General features: G+C 70.1%; 10 protein-coding genes. 2 read left to right on the top strand and 8 right to left on the bottom strand.

The genetic code is table 11. The annotated features are described in order from the left end of the window. Nucleotides 1-17 precede the first annotated feature (17 nt). The 5 genes from PU630_RS02340 to PU630_RS02320 form a co-directional block, all read right to left on the bottom strand. On the bottom strand, nt 18-6,263 hold the full coding sequence (locus PU630_RS02340) for an Ig-like domain-containing protein (RefSeq protein WP_275278754.1): 6,246 nt from the start codon (nt 6,261-6,263) through the stop codon (nt 18-20). Between the two features lies 1 nt (nt 6,264). Beyond that, nucleotides 6,265-7,395 carry a serine/threonine-protein kinase gene (locus tag PU630_RS02335; RefSeq protein ID WP_275278753.1) on the bottom strand — a complete coding sequence of 377 codons (1,131 nt, stop codon included), beginning with the start codon at nt 7,393-7,395 and terminating at the stop codon, nt 6,265-6,267. A 267-nt stretch (nt 7,396-7,662) separates the two neighbouring features. Further along, a complete protein-coding gene (locus tag PU630_RS02330) occupies nt 7,663-8,307 on the bottom strand; it encodes a spermidine/putrescine ABC transporter substrate-binding protein (protein ID WP_275278752.1) in 645 nt (214 codons plus the stop codon). Nucleotides 8,308-8,333: 26 nt separating this feature from the next. Continuing rightward, nucleotides 8,334-8,831, bottom strand: coding sequence for a DUF6121 family protein (locus PU630_RS02325; RefSeq protein ID WP_275278751.1), 498 nt, complete (start codon nt 8,829-8,831; stop codon nt 8,334-8,336). Between the two features lie 4 nt (nt 8,832-8,835). Next, nucleotides 8,836-9,852 carry an ABC transporter gene (locus PU630_RS02320; protein WP_275278750.1) on the bottom strand — a complete coding sequence of 339 codons (1,017 nt, stop codon included), beginning with the start codon at nt 9,850-9,852 and terminating at the stop codon, nt 8,836-8,838. A gap of 127 nt (nt 9,853-9,979) precedes the next feature. Between PU630_RS02320 and PU630_RS02315 the strand changes: the two genes are divergently transcribed. Next, nucleotides 9,980-10,561, top strand: coding sequence for a hypothetical protein (locus PU630_RS02315; protein WP_275278749.1), 582 nt, complete (start codon nt 9,980-9,982; stop codon nt 10,559-10,561). A 37-nt stretch (nt 10,562-10,598) separates the two neighbouring features. Here the strand turns inward: PU630_RS02315 and PU630_RS02310 are convergent, their stop codons facing one another. Further along, the gene (locus tag PU630_RS02310) at nt 10,599-11,828 is read right to left on the bottom strand and encodes an amidohydrolase (RefSeq protein WP_275278748.1); all 1,230 of its coding nucleotides are present in this window, start codon (nt 11,826-11,828) and stop codon (nt 10,599-10,601) included. Nucleotides 11,829-11,897: 69 nt separating this feature from the next. On the opposite strand from PU630_RS02310, the gene PU630_RS02305 reads away from it, so the two are divergent. Continuing rightward, nucleotides 11,898-13,385 (top strand): glutamate-cysteine ligase family protein, encoded by a 1,488-nt coding sequence (locus tag PU630_RS02305; RefSeq protein ID WP_275278747.1) that lies wholly within the window; start codon nt 11,898-11,900, stop codon nt 13,383-13,385. Between the two features lie 336 nt (nt 13,386-13,721). Here PU630_RS02305 and PU630_RS02300 read toward each other — a convergent pair whose 3' ends face one another. Continuing rightward, a complete protein-coding gene (locus tag PU630_RS02300) occupies nt 13,722-14,330 on the bottom strand; it encodes a hypothetical protein (RefSeq protein WP_275278746.1) in 609 nt (202 codons plus the stop codon). Between the two features lie 130 nt (nt 14,331-14,460). Continuing rightward, nucleotides 14,461-18,336, bottom strand: coding sequence for a DNA-directed RNA polymerase subunit beta' (gene rpoC, locus PU630_RS02295; RefSeq protein WP_275278745.1), 3,876 nt, complete (start codon nt 18,334-18,336; stop codon nt 14,461-14,463). Nucleotides 18,337-18,346 lie beyond the last annotated feature (10 nt).

Raw genomic sequence — 18,346 nt, 5'->3', positions numbered from 1 at the left:
GCTACGGGCCGTGCCGGTCAGCCGCCGGTGTCGTCGCCGGGGTCGCCGCCGGTGTTGTCACCGCCGCCGTCACCGGGGTCGGAACCGGGTGCGACGTACGGGGAGGAGGTCACCGTCTCGGATGCCGAGGATTCGGCGTGGGCGTTGCTGGCGATGACCCGGTACTTGTGCGCCGAGGCGGCGAAGTCGGCGTTGCCGTCCGTGTAGGTGGTCTCCGCGATGCCGGATTTGACGGTCGACCATCCGCCGTCATACCGCTGCAGCTCGTATGCGGTCGCGTCTGCGACGGACGACCACGTGACGACCACGCCATCGGCCGTGCCCTCTGCGCTCGAGATGGTGGGGGCGGCCAGCTTCTTCGGCGCGCACGAGCCGCCGAACGTGGAGGTGGCGGAGTTCAGACCCCACTCCGACGGCCACGACACGGTCACGCTGACGCGCGCCACCGAGACCGCATAGTCGGGCACGACACCGGCGGTGGTGACGTCGAGGCTCTTTCCATGGACGTCTTCGTACGTCGCCTTGGAGTAGTCGAACGAGACCGTCGCCGCATTCCCGCTCGAGCTGCCCGTGGCCTGCAGCGTGTCGCCGCCTGAGCACACCTTGATCTGCCACTGTGCCCACACCTGGTACGGGGCACTCGCGCTGTTCGCCGTCACAGGACTGTGCGGGCCGGAGAAGATGCCGTAGTCGTACCACACCTCGATGCCCGGATCTCGATCGAAGACCGAGCTGTCAAGACCACTGAACTTCACCGATGCCCAGCGGGGCACCTGCTCCGCCGACGTCGGGTCGTCCTTGATCTTCCACTCGGCGCGCTGCGCGCCGTCATCCACCGAGGGCTTGGCGGCCACCGTATAGGTATAGCCCTTCGGGCCGTTACCCGCTCGAGCGATCGTCTGCTCCGTCGTCTCGACGCGTCCGAACGAGGTGTCGCCGACGAACGACTCCGCGCACAGCCGGTACGTGTACGTCCGCCCCGCGTCGACTTCGAACTCCTTGTAGGCGGTCGAATCGGTCGCCACACAACGATCGCCGTCGAGCACGATGCCGTACAGCACACGCGAGCCGGCGCCGTTGGGGGTCGCCGAGCCCGATGCCTTGATCGTCGCCTTGTCGGAGTCGTCCGAGCTCGTCGACAGTGAGAGGCTCGGATTCTTCGGCGCGCCCACGCCGTTGGCGAGGATCGTACGGGCCTGGCCCGTCGTCGAGCCGTCGAAGCCGGGCGGCAGGGTGAACGGCGACATCGGGGTGACCGTGAGCGGCGTGGAGTCGTTGCTGCCGATCCGGTACTCGGGAACGGTCACCGACGTGCCGCGGCGGGGCACGTCGACGTCGACCGACTCGCCAGTGTCGCTCGTGATGCGCAGCTTGGCGGTCTTGCTCGAGTCGATGCCGTCGACGGTGACCTTGACGACCCCGCCGTCGCCGCTCGTGACCACCGGCGTGGCGGTGACCTTCTTCGGCGTCGGCGGTGCGTCGTAGGCCCAGGCCGTCGTGGATACCGAGCCCGACGACTCGCCCACCGCGTTCACGGCCTTCGCCTCGTACTGTCGTGCCTCGCCGTTGGGAGCCTCGATCGTGGGGCAGACGCCGTCGGCCGAACAGCGGGCGACCACGTCGCCCTTGTAGCGGACGACGAAGCCGGTCAGCTCCGGGTACGCCTGGCTGGCCGCTCCCGCATCCACCCGCAGCGTGATGGTGCCGTCGGCGTACGCCGACTGCACCACGGCGGCCGGTGCCTTCGGGTAACCGTGCAGGTCGAGCATCAGCTGGCCGTCTCGATCCCCGGCCGTCGCGCGCCCCTGCGCATCGCGCACCGAGAAGACCGCGGTACAGGTCTGACCGGCGGTGTCGTCCGACCACGAGGCGCGGATGTGCGCGGCATCCGCCACCGTGAACGTCACACCGCTGCACGTTCCGCCACTGCGGACGTCGACCAGTTCGAGCGGCGTGTTCGGCAGCGGGTTCACTTCGCCGGCGGCACCGATCACCTCGACCGTGCAGCTGGATCCATTGGCCTGTGAACACTTCTGCGCCACGGTCCCGGCCTTCGGCAACGTGCTGGGCACCGCGCCGACGCGCAGGATGAGCCGCGCGGGCGAGACACCCGGGTGACTGGAGACGCCGACGACCGCGACCTCTTCGTCGCCGGGCGCGGCCGCATCGGCGCCGACGATGGTGACGGTCGTGCCCTCGTGCGTGACGGTGAAGTCGCGCCCCTGATAGTCGAGCGTGTAGACGATGTTGTCCCAGTCGTCGCGCCCCTGCCAAGTGGTGAGCTTCTTCAGGTCGTAGGTGACGGTCGCGCCCGGGCTGATCGTGAGCGACGCCGAATCGAGCACCGGGACCGGGTCGAGTGCGGTGACGGCGATCGGGACCGACAGGTAGGTCCACTCCTTCTGACCGGTCATCCGCACCGGCACAACGCAGGCGTCGGTCCACGGTGCGCCGAGTCCCGCGTCGTAACGCACCTTCGTGCCGCCGGCCGAGGCGCAGACCGCGTTCTTGCGCGCCTTGGTCGCCGTGATCTCGTCGCCCACCTCGAGCACCGCGCCGGTGGGCAGGCTCACGAGCTTCGCCATGTCGAAGGTGACGGAGTCGCCCTCGGTGACCTCCTGCGCCTTCTGACCGGGCTTGAGCGCAAGGGTGAGATCATCGGCGCCGGGAATCCGCAGGAACCCGTAAGAGGTCACCTTCTGGCCCGCGGTCGATGTTCCCGAAAGTGCGAACGGGATGATCCGGGTGTGCTCGGGCAGGGCTCCGGAGAGCTTCGTGCCCGACACCGAGACGCCCTCGGGCTCGCCCCACAGACTCAGGGTGAGGCCGCCGATGTCGCCGCCCGTCCAACTCACCTTGCCGGCGACGACGTCGACGCCCGAGGTGAACTGCTCGCGCGTCACGGCCGTCAGCACGGTGTCGGAGATCACCGGGTAGTCGGGCACGGCCCCGCGCACGACCTTCACGACGATGAGACCACGCGCCGTGTTGCCGGTGCTGCTGGTCACGTCATACAGGAACGACATGGTGCCCGGCGACGTGCCGGCGCTGATGACGACCTGCTTCTCGGTCGTCTCTCCGATGAGCGCCTTCAGGCGCGCGTACTCGGCGTTGTCACTGCCGTCGGCGAGCTTCTCGACCGCGTCCGGGCGCACCGCGCTCAGGGCGAGCGCTCCCCCCGTCGGGTCGACGTCGTTGGCCAGTGGCTCGACCCGCACCGTGTTGCTCTCGCCGACCTGCAGCTGCACGTAGTCGGTGAAGGTCACCGGGCTCGGGTTCGCCTGCTCGTCGAGCACGCCGACCCGGACCGTCGCGGTGCCGGTCATGCCCGCGGCATCCACCACCCGGTACGTGAACGACACCTGCCCGTGGAAGCCGGGCACGCTCGCGTACTCGATCGATTCGCCGTCGGCCGCGATCGTCGCCGATCCGCTCGACGGCTGAGTCAGAATGCGGTCGAGGCTCACGTCGTCGCCGTCAGGGTCGACGCCGTACGAGCGGAACGGGATCGTCGTCGCCTGCCCGGTGAGCACACGGCCGGTGAGAGTGCGCGGCCGGGGAGCGCGGTTCGCTTCGTCGGAGATCACCTTGACCCGCACCACGGCGGTGTCGGCCAACGTCGGCGAGCCCGACGCGAACACCGAATACTCGATGCGGTAGTCGCCGGGCGTGCGGGGCGCGAGGTAGCGCAGCATTCGCCCCGAGGCGAAGGCGAGCGCGCTCTTGGTCGACGAGCGCACCGATGCCGGGTTCAGCGTCATCGCCCCGCCCGAGGCCGACACGTCGTTGTCGAGCACCGGGATGTCGACCTGCGCACCGGCGCGGGCCACGACCGTGTCGTCGACGGCGATGGGCGCGAGGTCGCTGGAGGCGGGCAGCAGGTACACCGTCGCTTCGCCGGTGATGCGGGCGCCCGCGTCGTTCGTACCGTCCGACACGGTGTAGGTGATGGTGCCCAGCTGGCCCGGCGAGCCGTCGGCGGTCGAGCCTGAGATGCGGAGGTAGTTCTGCCCGACGGCATCCACCGACATCGTGGCGCCATCGATCGCGTGCGGCTCGATGTCGCTGAGCAGCAGCACACGCCCGGTCGGGTTGCTCACGGCGCTGAACACGTCGAGCGTGACGTCCTGCTGCGGACGCACGAAGGCCACCACGGGCGAAGTCGCCAGCTGCGCGGGCGCGTCGTCGGGCAGCACGGTCACGCGGGCCGTCGCCGATGCCTCGCTCTCGCCGTCGGTGACCGTGTACGAGACGCGGTAGATGCCCGGACTCTTCGTGCTCATGTCGAAGCTCGTGCCGCCGGCGGTCGCCACGGCCTCGGCCGAGGTGTCGTCGAGCACACGCACGCTCGACAGCGACAGGCGCCCCTGCGTGCCCTGCACGTACGGGCCCACATCGACGGTGATGCCGCCGCCCTGCGTCTCGGTGACGGCGAACGACTCGGCCTCGAGCTTCGGCTTGGGTGTGATCCGGACGGTGAGGTCGCGGGTCGTCGTGGCTCCGCGGGTGTCACCGACCGTCACCTTCAGCTGCACGATCTGCGCTTCGGTCACGGACGGATCGGAGTGCTGGTACACGACGTCGCCGTCGGGAGTGGATGCCGCGGCCCCCGCTCCGGTCGGATCGGTGACGCCCAGCAGCATGAGCGGATCACCGTCGGGGTCGACCCATCCGTCGAGGACCGGCACGGTCACCGTGCCACCCGGCGCGACCTGTGGCGACGGCCACGTCGCCAGGCACCCGGCGGTGCCGCACCATTTGGGCGCAGAGTTGTCGCCGCTGCCGCGTACGGTCAGGGTGGCAGTCGCCGGCTCGGAGTACAGGCCGTCCTTCGCGGTGCCATCGGTCACGCGGTAGCGGAAAGTGGCCGACCCGTGTGCATCCGCGGCCACGTGCACCGCCAGACGCTGGCCGTCGTCGGTGACCGAGAGGGTGCCGAAGCCGTCGTCGAGGCCGGTGACGCTGTCGGCGTCGATCGTGAGCACGTCTTCGTTCGGGTCGTGGTCATTGAGCATGACCGGCAGACTCACGAGGCTGCCGGCGCGTACGCCGAACGCGTCCGCCTCGGCGACGGGCGGCTTCGGGTCGATGACGACCTGCGCCTCTTCGTCGCTGGGCGCGGTCTCGGGTGCCGAGGTGTCGTCGAGCGACCAGTCCTGGCTGGAGGGCAGCAGCGCCGCCGTGTGCGCGTTCCACACCCAGCCGCTGCGGGTCTCGTTGAGGATCAGCGCGCTCCCGCTGCCGGTGAACACCGGGCGCCGATCGTCGCCGAGCGTCTTGTCGCCGAAGTCGAGGGCCTGCTCGCCGTCGTCGGAGCGCCACAGGGTTCCGGTGTCGGTTCCCACCCATGCCGCGAAGACGACGCCCCCGTCGACGACGGGTCGTGCGGGCGTGCCCAGGTCGCGGGTCGACCCCGCCCCGCCCACGACACGCTCGGGCTCGGCACCGTCGACTGACAGCTTGACCAGACCGGTGTCGTCGGCGATCCACGCCGCGTCGCCGGACGACTGCGCCTGGCTGTAGGCGATATCACCGACGAGAGAGAGGACGACCGACGACTCCGCGCCGCGACGCCAGAGGCGACCGGCGTCTTCGTCGACGAGGAACCATGTGCCGTCGGCCGCCGTCAGCCCCAGCGCCGAGCCGGAGGGGCCCTTGGGCACCGCGTCGCGGCCGAGCACCTCGCCATCGGAGATGCGATAGCGGACGACCACCGCGTCCTTCTGCGAGTACGCATACACGACGCCGGCGTCATCGACCGCGATGGCCTGTGCAGTGAACTGCGGCGCGTCGGGGTCGGCGCCGTCGGGGTTGAGCTGCCCGGGCGAGGCATCGCCCATGCGGCCCGCGTACACCGCGCCCGAGTCAGTGCGGTAGGCGACGTAGTCGCCGGTGACGGCCGCCTGCACGGTCCCCGCCGGGGTCGAGGGCGACTCGCGCAGCGCCTCGTCGTCGAGGTCGTCGGGAAGCGCCTCGTCGATGCGGGTGACCTTGCCGTAGCTCTCGGAGAACAGGTACGCGCCGTCGCCCGTCTGGGCCACGGCGGAGGGATTGGCCACGCTGCGCACGGTGTCGAGCTCGCCGATGGACGTGTTCACACGCGCATAGCGCCGGCCCTCGCCGGTCTGCAGCGCCCACACCGACGTCTGCTCGGGCGGTGTGGATCGCGAGTCCAAGCCGGGCCACACCACGCTGACGGCGATGACGGATGCCGCGGCCGCCGCCACCGCGACGACCGTTGCTATCAGGGACCCGCGCTTCATCTCAGGCCGCTCCCCCGGAGGCGACAGCCCAGACGACGAGCGCGACGGCGACCACGACGACCGCGCTCGTGACGATCCACGGCCACGCCCGCCGAGAGGTGTGCACGGACGGGGCGGAGATATCGGTGTCTTCGTCGCGCGCGGTCAAGGGAGCCACGGCGGGGGCACGACGGCGCGCATCGTGAGCCACCGACGAGATGACGGGGCCGCGGGCCGCGGCATCCCGCACATCCACCGTCGAGTCGCCGGGAACCCACTCGTCCACGGCGACCTCGAGCGGCGACGGCGGAAAGCCGACGGCATGCTGCACGTCGCGCAGCGCCTGCGCGAAGGCGAGCGCGGACGGGTAGCGGTCCTGCGGGTCGCGCGCCATCGCCACCTGGAGCACCTCGAGCACTTGGGCGGGCACGTCGGGCCGACGCATCGTCGGGAACGACGCGCGCTGAATGCGGCGGCGCAGCTGGTCGCGGGAGTTCTGCCCGGCCTCAGGGCGCTCGAACGGGCTGTGCCCGGCCAGCAGCGAGTACACGGTCGCGCCCAGTCCCCAGACCTCGCTGGCGACGGTACCCGCCGTCTGCTCGGCGATGACTTCGGGCGCGCTCCACGGCACACTCATCGCGAGCACCTCGCCGCCGCCGGTCGGCGCGAGCGAAGACGAGATGCCGAAGTCGGCCAGCACGGGAGAGCCGAAGGTCGTGATGAGGATGTTGCTGGGCTTGATGTCACGGTGCACGAGGCCGGCGCGGTGCGCGGTCTCGACGGCGCTGGCCATCTTGACGCCGATCGTCAGCACTTCGTCGAGCGGCAGGCGCTCGAGCCGGTAGCGCTGTGCGAGTGAGCCCGGGCAGAACTCCATGACGATGTAGGGGCGTCCGTCGGCCGAGATGCCGGCCTGGTAGACCGTGACGATCGAGGGATGCGCCGACAGGTGCGCGAGGATGTCCGCCTCGGCGTTGAACATCCGCAGCAGCTCGGCGTCGTGGATACCGGCGGGCAGAACCTTGACGGCGACCTGGCGGCGCGGCATGTCTTGCGCGTAGAGGAACACGTCGGCGAAGCCGCCCGAGCCGAGCGGGCGCACATAGGTGAGCCCGGGCAGCACCGGCGGCTCGGACGGCAGGCGCTTGGGCATAGCGGTCCCCTCCTGGTTGCCGGGTGTGCGAGCAGAGCGAAAGCACCGTCCGTGGTGCGCGCAGACAGCGGTCGGGCCCGGTCATCGTAGCAAATCGAACTGGACCCGCGCGCGGTGCCCGGTCGCGCGGCGTCGCAGGCAACCCGCCCTTCCCCTACGGCAAATTCATATGGAACTGTCGCGCGCACATCAAACCGCCGGCGGTTCGATGTGCATGGGACAAACTCATATGAATTCGCCGGGTGGATCGGCGGGGTGCGGGGCGAGTCAGTCGGTCGGGTCGAACGGGGCGTCGAGCGACCGTGTCAGCTCTTCGAGGAGGGCGGCGACCTGCGGCTCCACGAACTCGGCGATCGCGGTCTGGATGCGCAGCCGATGTCCCAGCAGGATCGAGCACACCTCGCGCCCGACCATGTTCGCGTACTCGTCAGCCAACCCCACCTCCTGGCGCAACGCGGCCTTGGCCTCTTCGCTCAGCGGCGGCAGCGCAGGCACCTCGGAATCGGCCTGGTCGGCCATGCCCGCGAGCGTGAACAGGAACGGAGCCCCGGGCTGCGGGTCGGGATCCAGCGGCATCCCCTCGAATTCGGGGTCCAGCCCCTCTCCCGGCCGATAGCTGCGAGCGCGGTTGCGCTCGGCCTGCTGGTCGAGCTCGGTCTGCAGCATCGGCAGATTGCGCGCTGTGTATTCGGCCACCGCGTGGTCGACGATCGTCTTGATGCGAGTGGAGAGTCCGTGCTGGACGCCGTGCGGCACGTCCGCCCCCAGCCCCGCCGCCGACAGCACCGGCGACCCGAAGCAGCGGCGGCACACCGCGACCCTCCCGCGATGCGTGGCCGGTTCCCAGCGCGGCAGCCACCGCAGCCAGGCGTCGACTGCCTGGCTGACCTGGGTTTCCAGGGAGCGCTCCACGTCTCCACCGTAACGCGCGAGGCCGCTCACGGCTCGTCGTGACCCTCCCACGGCCATCGCGGGCGTCCGCCGCGGGCGCGCATGAGCAGAATCCCGCCCCAGCCGGCGACGAGCCCGGCCCCGGCGACCACCAGGGCGAAGCCGCCGGTGACCAGCCCTCCGGCGACGGATGCCGCGAGCACGATGTCGCTGGTGTGCACGGCGCCGCCCAGCCACACGGTCACCAGGTACACGAGGAATGCGGCCAGCCCCGTGCCGACGGCGCCCCACAGTGACGGGCGCGGCCGGCGCAGCAGCATCCACAGCACCACCGCGAACGCGACCGCCGCGAGGATGGCGGCGACGGTGCCCACCAGGCCGCCGAAGTCGGGCACCGGGATGACGTCGCGGCCGGTGGCCAGGCTGACCAGGCCGAGACCGGCGACCATGAGCGCCACGAACAGCACCGTGGCGAACGCCCATGCGACGACCGGGCGGACCGGCCCGCCTTTGGCAGAGCCCGGTCCGCCCGGTGCATTCGTCATGTGATCAGCGTGCCAGCTGCGGGCCCGCCTCGAGCGTGCGCTCGTATTCACGGCGCGCCTCGACGTTGAGCGCCGTGACGCGCCTGCCGCGCGCGGCGACCCATGCACCGAACCAGATCGTCAGCTCACGGCCGATGATGAAGGCGGCGATCGCGAGCGGCGCGAACAGCTGCTGGTTGACGATATCGGCGCCCTCCGACGCGGTGACGTTCCAGAACGGCGCCTCGAACAGCTGACCGAGCAGATGCCCGCCCCAGGCCGCGACGCCCACGAGCAGACCGATGATCACCCACGCGCCCCAGCGGCCGCGGTTGATGATCGCGCCCAGCAGCCAGAACGCGATGAAGAACACGATCGTGGGCACCCACAGGGCCCACGACGAGAGCGCGTCGACCAGCCAGTCGGTCAGGCCGTCGTTCGTGATGCTGCCGTCGACCAGGCCGATGACCAGGCCCGACGCGAGGTACAGCACGGCGAAGCAGACGGCCGCGATGAGGCCGATTCCGCCGGCCGCACCGCGATTGCCGCGCGGGTGCGGCTCTTCGGGCGCCTGCACGAAGATCGGCTGCGGAGCCGCCGGTTCGGCGATGGATGCCGCGGCCGCCGCGCCGGCACCGGCTTCGGCCGGGTACGCATCGGTGGCGGGAGCCGGGCGTGACGCGTCGTACGCCTCGGTGGCGGCGGCATCGGCGTTCTCGCCGTACGTGCCGTGCACCTCGTTCAGTGCCGGCGTCGAGAAGACGGGCTCGTCGGCGTCGGCGGATGCGGCTGTGACGACGTCGGGTTCGGCAGATGCTGCGGCTCCGTCGGGTTCGGCAGCCGCGGCGTCATCGGGTTCGCCAGACGCGGCGGCTGCGGGTTCGTCGGCGGGAGGGGTGGATGCCGCGGCCGCGGACTCGTCGGTCGCATCGCGTCCGGCGGCTTCGGCTTCGGCGAGGCCCTCGTGCGCCCGGCCCACGACGTCGTCGACGGATGTCGACTCCTCGATCGGCTCGCCGACGGGCTCCTGGGGATCACTCATCAGCAGGACTCCTCACACGGGGACGGTCCCCACTCTGCGAGGGTACCGCCGGGCTCCGCGGGCGTCGCGGAGGCGTGCCGACGCGTGTCGGACGGGACGGCGGGGCCGCTCCTTCTACAGTGAGGGGATGCGCCGGATCCCCTCTGCGGCCGCGGTCGCGGCATCCCTCCTCCTGCTCACGGCGCTCACGGCGTGCGCCCCCGATCCGGCGCCCGAGACGTCCGCGGCGACATCGTCGGCGGTCGCCGAGCAGACCGCCACCCCCGGCCCGACACCCACGGCCACCGTCGCTCCTGCCGTGGCGCTGCCCACCGACTGTCGCGCCATCGTGTCGGCCGCGGTGCTCGCTCAGCTGCAGGACCAGCCGCTCAACGACAAGGCGTTCGCGCCGACCGGCGTGCAGTCCGACGGTTCGCTCATCTGCGTGTGGGGCTCGCCCAGCGCCGACACGACGAATCTGACCACGACGATCTCTCACATGAACCGCGGGCCCGCGCTCGACGCGATGAACGCCTTCCGCGACAAAGGCGCGACGTGCTACACGCCCGACGAGGGCACACGCTGCGAACGCACCTGGCAGAACAAGCAGTACCCCGTCACCGATGGACGCACGATGTTCTGGCGCGACGGGGTCATGATCGACACGCAGTACTCGAACCTCGCCCCGGAGGGGTACACCTCGAGCGTCGTCGCGCATGTCTTCGGGTGACGGGGCGCGCAGGGCGGAGTTCTGCGCCGACGGCGCCTCAGCCTGCGGCCAGCACGGTGTGCACGAGCGTACGCACACCGACCGGGATCGCCCGTTCATCGGCGCGGAAGGCCGAGGAGTGCAGGTCGACCTGGGGCTCGAGGCCGTCCCATACGCCCAGGCGAGCGAGCGCCCCGGGCGCGTGATCGAGCAGCACGGCGAAGTCTTCGGCGCCTGCCGACTGCTCGGCCTCGACGACCGCGTCCGTGCCGATGCCGGCCGTCACGGCGCTCTGCAGCAGCGCGACGGATGCGGTGTCGTTGACCACCGGCGGCACGCCGCGGATGTAGGTGAGCCGATGCTCGGCGCCGCTGGGCGCGAGCAGCTGCTCGACGAGCTCGGTGACGACGGGCTCGGCGAGCTCCCACGCGGCGCGGTCCATGACGCGCAGCGTGCCGCCGAGCGTCCCCTGCCGCGGAATGACATTGGATGCCGCGCCCGCCTGGATCGCGCCCCACACCAGCACCGCGCCTGATCGGGGATCCAGTCGCCGGTTCACGAGCAGCGGCAGCCGCGTCGCGACCGTGGCGAGGGCTCCCACGACGTCCACCGTCAAATGCGGACGCGATGTGTGCCCGCCGGGCCCGGTGACCTCGAGCTCGATCATGTCGCATGCCGAGGTGATCGGCCCCACGCGCAGACCCACCTGACCCACGGGGACCCGCGGATCACAGTGCAGGGCGAACAGACGGCCGACGCCGTCGAGCGCGCCCGAGGCCACGAGCTGGTGCGACCCGCCGGGCATCCTCTCCTCGGCGGGCTGAAACAGCAGTCGCACCCGCCCGACGAACACCGGGGCCGCGTGCAGGGCGAGCGCCGTGCCCACGAGCACCGTCGTGTGCACGTCGTGCCCGCAGGCGTGCGCGACGCCGGCCACGGTCGAGGCGAACGGCAGGCCGCTGCCCTCGGTCACCGGCAGGGCGTCGATGTCGGCGCGCAGGCCGATGACCGGGCCGGGCGCGCCGCCGTCGATCTCGGCGACCAAGCCGGTGCCGCCGGGCAGCACCTGCGCGGGGATGCCCGCGGCGGCCAGAACGTCGTGCAGCAGCGCGGTCGTCGCGTTCTCCTGCCAGGAGAGCTCGGGATGCGCGTGCAGGTGTCGCCGCAGGCGCACGAGCCGTGGCAGCTCGGCACGCAACGCGGTGTCGAGCCAGTCCGGGCCGCGCCCCGCGCCCGGGTCTGCCGTGCCCGCCGGTGCCGGCGCGGGCTCGTCGGATGCGTCATCCACTGTCGTCTCTCCCTTCGTCGTCCCAGCGTAGACGCGACAGCGCGGCCGGGATGTGCCATGCTCTTCGCCATGGGAGACGACATCTCCTCGCTCGAATTCACGCGCGAGCAGCGCACCGCGTACCGCGCCAAGGTGCAGCGGTGCCTCGACGTGTTCGAGCAGATGCTGCGCGAGCAGGTCTTCGAGCTGGAGCGACCGCTCACGGGACTCGAGATCGAGCTCAACCTCGTCGACGACGAGGGCCAGCCGAAGATGGCGAACGCCGAGGTGCTCGGGGCCATCGCAGATCCCGCTTTCCAGACCGAGCTGGGTCGCTACAACATCGAGCTCAACGTGCCGCCGCGCCCCCTGCCCGGCGACTCTGCTATCGACCTCGAAGAGCTTCTGCGCTGGTCGATGGACCGCGCCGACGAGCGGGCGCGCGAAGCAGGTGCGCGGATCGTGATGGTCGGCATCCTCCCCACCCTTCGCGCTGAGCAGCTGGAGGGCGAGTGGATGAGCGCCAATCCGCGCTACGCCGCCCTCGACGAGGCGATCTTCGCCGCGCGCCGCGAAGACCTCGAGTTGAACATCGTGGGCACCGAGTCGCTGCGCATGTACTCGCCGACGATCGCGCCCGAGTCGGCGTGCACGTCGGTGCAGCTGCACCTGCAGGTGGCGCCGTCGTCGTTCGCCGCGCACTGGAACGCCGCACAGATCCTCGCCGGCCCGCAACTCGCGCTGGGCGCGAACTCGCCGTATCTGTTCGGAAAGCAGCTGTGGGCCGAGACCCGCACCGAACTGTTCCTGCAGGCCACCGACACGCGCTCGCCCGAGCTGCGCAATCAGGGGGTGCGTCCGCCCGTCTTCTTCGGTGAGCGGTGGGTGACGAGCATCTTCGACCTGTTCGAGGAGAACGTGCGCTACTTCCCCGCGCTGCTGCCCGAGACAACCGATGAAGACCCCGAGGCCGAACTGCGCGCCGGGCGTGCTCCCCTGCTGCAAGAGCTGCGACTGCACAACGGCACCGTCTACCGGTGGAACCGCCCGGTGTACGACGTCGTCGACGGCACGCCGCACCTGCGCGTCGAGAACCGCGTGCTGCCCGCGGGCCCCACCGTCGCCGACATCATGGCCAACGCGGCGTTCTACTACGGGGTGGTGCGCATGCTCGCCGAGCAGGACCGCCCGATGTGGACGAAGATGAGCTTCGACGCCGCCCGTGCGAACTTCGCCGAAGGCGCGCGGCGCGGTGTGGAGTCGACGTTCTACTGGCCGGGCATCGGGGCGGTGCCGTGGGACGAGCTCGTGCTGCGCCGGTTGCTTCCGCTCGCGCACGAGGGACTGGAGCGGTGGGATGTCTCGGCCGCCGTCCGCGACCGGTATCTGTCGATCATCGAGGAGCGCTGCCGGGAACGCGTCAACGGGGCGTCGTGGCAGGTGGCTGCCGTGCATGCGTTCGAAGACCGGGGCCTCGACCGCGAGGCGGCCCTGGCCGAGATGCTGAAGCTCTACATGGAGGGCATGAACGCTAACGCGCCCGTGCACACGTGGGAGGTGCCCGGCCCGAAGCGGTGAGTTGCCGGGACGGATGGGTGGCCGGGCCGGGCGTGGTCGGGCGCCTGTGGTCGGGCCGACGGGTGGATGAGCGCGCGTGGTCGGGCCCACGGATGAGCGCGTGTGGTCGGGCCGACGGGCGGATGAGCGCGTGTCGGGACCATGACGACCCACCCGAAAAGCTCATTGAACTTCCTGTTCACACACACCGAGGCCGGGCCGCGGGAGGCCGGGGCCGCGGGATGCCGGGCCCCGGATGCCGGGGAGAGGGATGCCGCGACACTGCGGATGCCGCGAGAGGTGCGGACGCCGCGAGACGCGCGATGCCTCGACACGGCCATGAAGCCTCGAGCCCTGCTACTGCGGCCAGAGGTGCTGCACGAGTCGGTCGGTGTAGCCCTCGGGGTGCCACCCGTCCTCGGTGGTGACGAGCCAGAGGTCGCCGGCGACGATGTCGTCCTCGTCGAAGGTGCCGGTGCTGTGCGTGCACCGCACGCCCGCGGCCAGCGGAGCGCAGGCGAACCCCGCGCCGGTGAACGCGTCGCGCGCGATCGCGGCGGCGGCGGCATCCACCCGCGACAGCGTCGTCGTGACGGTCTGGCCATCACCTGTGCGCCAGGCACAGGTCATCAGAACGTCGGGCGAGAGGGCGTCGCGCACCGACTCCGCCGAGGTGCTCGGCGCGTCTTGCGACTGGCTGAGGACCCGGTCGCGAGCCCACGTCAGCTCCGTCCAGAGGTCGCTGGGGTACAGCTCACGGCAGTCGTCGCCCGCCGCGAGCGTGACGACCGGATCGGGCGAATGCGCCGGCTCTTCGAGCTGCGCGCTCCCCGAGCGCAGCACATCGCCCGCGAACTGCACGGCCGACGGCACGCCCGGCGCGGCCAGCCAGACGAGTCCGCCCACCACGCCGACGCAGACGATACCGACCGGCCAGGCGATCCAGCCGTTGCGTCCCCCGATCATCGTTCCCTCCCCCGCCTCCACGCTACGCGGCGGCGGGCCGAAAACGAGGAAGGCCCCCGGCGCGTGCCGGGGGCCTTCCTGTGCGTTTCGCCTCGGCGCCTGCGGCGCCGCGCTCAACGAGCGGGGTACGTCAGTTGTACGTACCCGGGGTGTAGTCGTCCGTCGAGAAGCTGTCGAAGTCGACGTAGCTCAGGTCGGCGTCGCTGTACGCACCGTCCGACGCGAAGATGCGGTTGGGGTACCGCTCGCTCTTCGCCTCTTCGGTGGCCTCCACGACGACGTTCCGGTACTTCGTCAGTCCGGTGCCGGCGGGGATCAGCTTTCCGATGATCACGTTCTCCTTCAGGCCCATGAGCGGGTCGCTCTTGCCCTCCATCGCGGCCTGCGTCAGCACGCGCGTCGTCTCCTGGAACGACGCGGCCGACAGCCACGACTCGGTCGCGAGCGACGCCTTCGTGATACCCATCAGCTCTGGGCGGCCCGACGCCGGGCGCTTGCCCTCGCCGACCGACGCACGGTTGATGTCGATGAAGCGACGCGAGTCGACCATCTCACCGGGCAGCAGCGTGGTCTCGCCGTGGTCGACGACGGTGACCTTGCGCAGCATCTGGCGGACGATGACCTCGATGTGCTTGTCGTGGATCGGCACACCCTGGGAGCGGTACACGCCCTGCACGCCGTTGACGAGGTATTTCTGCACCTCGCGGGCGCCCTGAACGCGCATGATCTCCTTGGGGTCGAGCGTGCCCACCTGCAGCGGCTGGCCGACCGACACGTGCTGGCCGTCCTCCACGAGCAGCGTGGCGCGCTTGAGGACCGGGTACACGTGCGGCTCGTCGCCGTTGTCAGGAGTCACGATGACCTTGCGGGTCTTCTCCGTCTCGTCGATCGTCACGCGACCGTCGGACTCGGCGATCGGCGACGCGCCCTTGGGTGTGCGCGCCTCGAACAGCTCGGTGACACGGGGCAGACCCTGGGTGATGTCGTCCGCCGACGCCGAACCACCGGTGTGGAAGGTGCGCATCGTCAGCTGCGTGCCGGGCTCACCGATCGACTGGGCCGCGATGATGCCGACGGCCTCGCCGATGTCGACGAGCTTGCCGGTGGCAAGCGATCGCCCATAGCACTTCGCGCAGACACCGACGGCCGAGTCACAGGTGAGCACGGAGCGCACCTTGATCGTCTCGATGCCGGACTCCACGAGGCGGTTGATCAGCACGTCGCCGACGTCGGAGCCGGCCTCGGCCAGCACCTCGCCCGCCTCGGACACGACGTCCGCGGCCAGGGTGCGGGCGAACACCGAGTTCTCGACGTTCGCGTCGCGGACGAGCGTGCCGTCCACGCCGGGCGCGGCGATCGGCAGCTCGAGGCCCTTGGTGGTCGCGCAGTCCTCTTCGCGGATGATGACGTCCTGCGAGACATCCACCAGACGACGGGTCAGGTAACCCGAGTCGGCGGTACGCAGAGCGGTGTCGGCCAGACCCTTACGGGCACCGTGCGTGGCGATGAAGTACTCGGCCACACTCAGCCCCTCGCGGTACGAGGAGATGATCGGGCGCGGGATGATCTCACCCTTCGGGTTGTTCACCAGACCACGCATACCGGCGATGTTCCGGATCTGCAGCCAGTTACCACGGGCACCCGACGACACCATGCGGTTGATGGTGTTGTCCTCCGGGAAGTTGTCGCGCATCGCCTTCTGGACCTCGTCGGTCGCCTCGGTCCAGATCTTGATGAGCTCCTGACGACGCTCGGCGTCGGTGGTCAGACCCTTCTCGTACTGGCTCTGCACCTTCGCGGCACGCTTCTCGTGCTCGCCGATGATCGCAGCCTTGGCCGGCGGGGTGAGGATGTCGCTCATGGCGACGGTCACGCCCGAACGGGTGGCCCAGTAGAAACCGGCGTCCTTGATCGCGTCGAGGGCAGCGGCCACGGTGACCTTCGGGTACTCCTCGGCCAGCTTGTTCACGATCTGGCTGAGCTTGCCCTTGTCTGCCTGCTCGCGCACGAACGGGTAGCCCTTGGGCAGCGTGTCGTTGAAGATAGCCTGCCCCAGCGAAGTGTCGACCAGGCCGTGGTTCTCGTACCCCTCGGGCGACTCCCCCTCGAGGAAGGCGAGACCCGGAATGCGGATGCGCACCTTGGCCTGCAGGTCGAGCGTGCCCTCGTCGCGAGCGAGGATGGCCTCGCCGACCGAGCCGAACACACGACCCTCGCCGCTGGCGCCTTCCTTGAGCGTGGTCAGGAAGTGCAGACCGATGATCATGTCCTGCGAGGGCAGGGTCACCGGACGGCCGTCCGACGGCTTCAGGATGTTGTTCGATGCCAGCATGAGGATGCGGGCCTCGGCCTGCGCCTCGACCGACAGCGGCAGGTGCACGGCCATCTGGTCACCGTCGAAGTCGGCGTTGAACGCCGCACACACGAGCGGGTGGAGCTGGATGGCCTTGCCCTCCACGAGCTGCGGCTCGAACGCCTGGATGCCCAGACGGTGCAGCGTGGGCGCACGGTTCAGCAGCACGGGGCGCTCGCGGATGATCTCCTCGAGCACGTCCCACACCTCGGGCCGGGTGCGCTCGACGGCGCGCTTGGCGGCCTTGATGTTCTGCGAGTGACCCAGGTCGATGAGGCGCTTGATCACGAACGGCTTGAACAGCTCGAGCGCCATCTGCTTGGGCAGACCGCACTGGTGCAGCTTCAGCGTCGGGCCGACGATGATGACCGAACGGCCCGAGTAGTCCACGCGCTTGCCGAGCAGGTTCTGGCGGAACCGGCCCTGCTTGCCCTTGAGCATGTCGGACAGCGACTTGAGCGCACGGTTACCGGTACCGGTGACCGGGCGACCGCGGCGGCCGTTGTCGAACAGCGCGTCGACGGCCTCCTGCAGCATCCGCTTCTCGTTGTTCACGATGATCTCGGGCGCGCCGAGGTCGATGAGACGGCGGAGGCGGTTGTTGCGGTTGATCACGCGACGGTACAGGTCGTTGAGGTCACTGGTCGCGAAGCGGCCACCATCCAGCTGGACCATCGGGCGCAGCTCCGGCGGGATCACCGGGACGACGTCGAGAACCATGGATGCCGGGCTCATGCCCGTGGACAGGAACGAGTTCACGACCTTGAGGCGCTTGATCGCACGGATCTTGCGCTGGCCCTTGCCCTCGGAGATCTGCAGCCGCAGGTTGTCGGCTTCGGCAGCCAGGTCGAAGGCCTGCAGGCGACGCTGGATCGACTCCGCGCCCATGTAGGCCTCGAAGTACTGACCGAAGCGGTCCTGCAGCTCGTGGAACACGTCGTCCTCGGGCTTGAGGGCGCCGACCTCGAGGGTGCGGAAGTCCTCCCAGACGCGCTCGAGGCGGGCGATCTGCTCGTCCGCGTTCTTGCGCATGGATGCCATCTCCTTCTCGGCGGCATCCTTCGTCTTCTTCTTCTGGTCGGCCTTGGCACCTTCCGCCTCGAGGGCGGCGAGGTCTTCCTCGAGCTTGGCCAGACGGGCCGCGACGCGCGCGTCACGACGGTCGGCGATGGTCTTCATCTCCAGGCGGAGGTTGCTCTCGTGCGTGGGGAGGTCGCGGTGGCGGGCCTCCTCGTCGACCGAGATGACCATGTACGCGGCGAAGTAGATGACCTTCTCGAGGTCCTTCGGCGCCATGTCGAGCAGGTACCCGAGGCGCGACGGGACGCCCTTGAAGTACCAGATGTGCGTGACCGGGGCGGCCAGCTCGATGTGGCCCATCCGCTCGCGGCGGACGGAGGACTTGGTGACCTCCACGCCGCAGCGCTCGCAGACGATGCCCTTGAAGCGGACCCGCTTGTACTTGCCGCAGGCGCACTCCCAGTCGCGGCTGGGCCCGAAGATCTGCTCACCGAACAGACCGTCCTTCTCGGGCTTGAGCGTGCGGTAGTTGATGGTCTCGGGCTTCTTGACCTCACCGTACGACCAACGACGGATGTCGTCGGCGGTGGCCAGACCGATGCGAAGCTCATCGAAAGTAGTTGCGTCGAGCACTATTTCTCCT

Origin of the sequence: Microbacterium horticulturae, assembly GCF_029094505.1 — a bacterium.
Lineage (GTDB): Bacteria > Actinomycetota > Actinomycetes > Actinomycetales > Microbacteriaceae > Microbacterium > Microbacterium horticulturae.
Note: the sequence above shows the minus strand (reverse complement) of the source record. Positions and strands in the feature narration are given on the sequence as shown.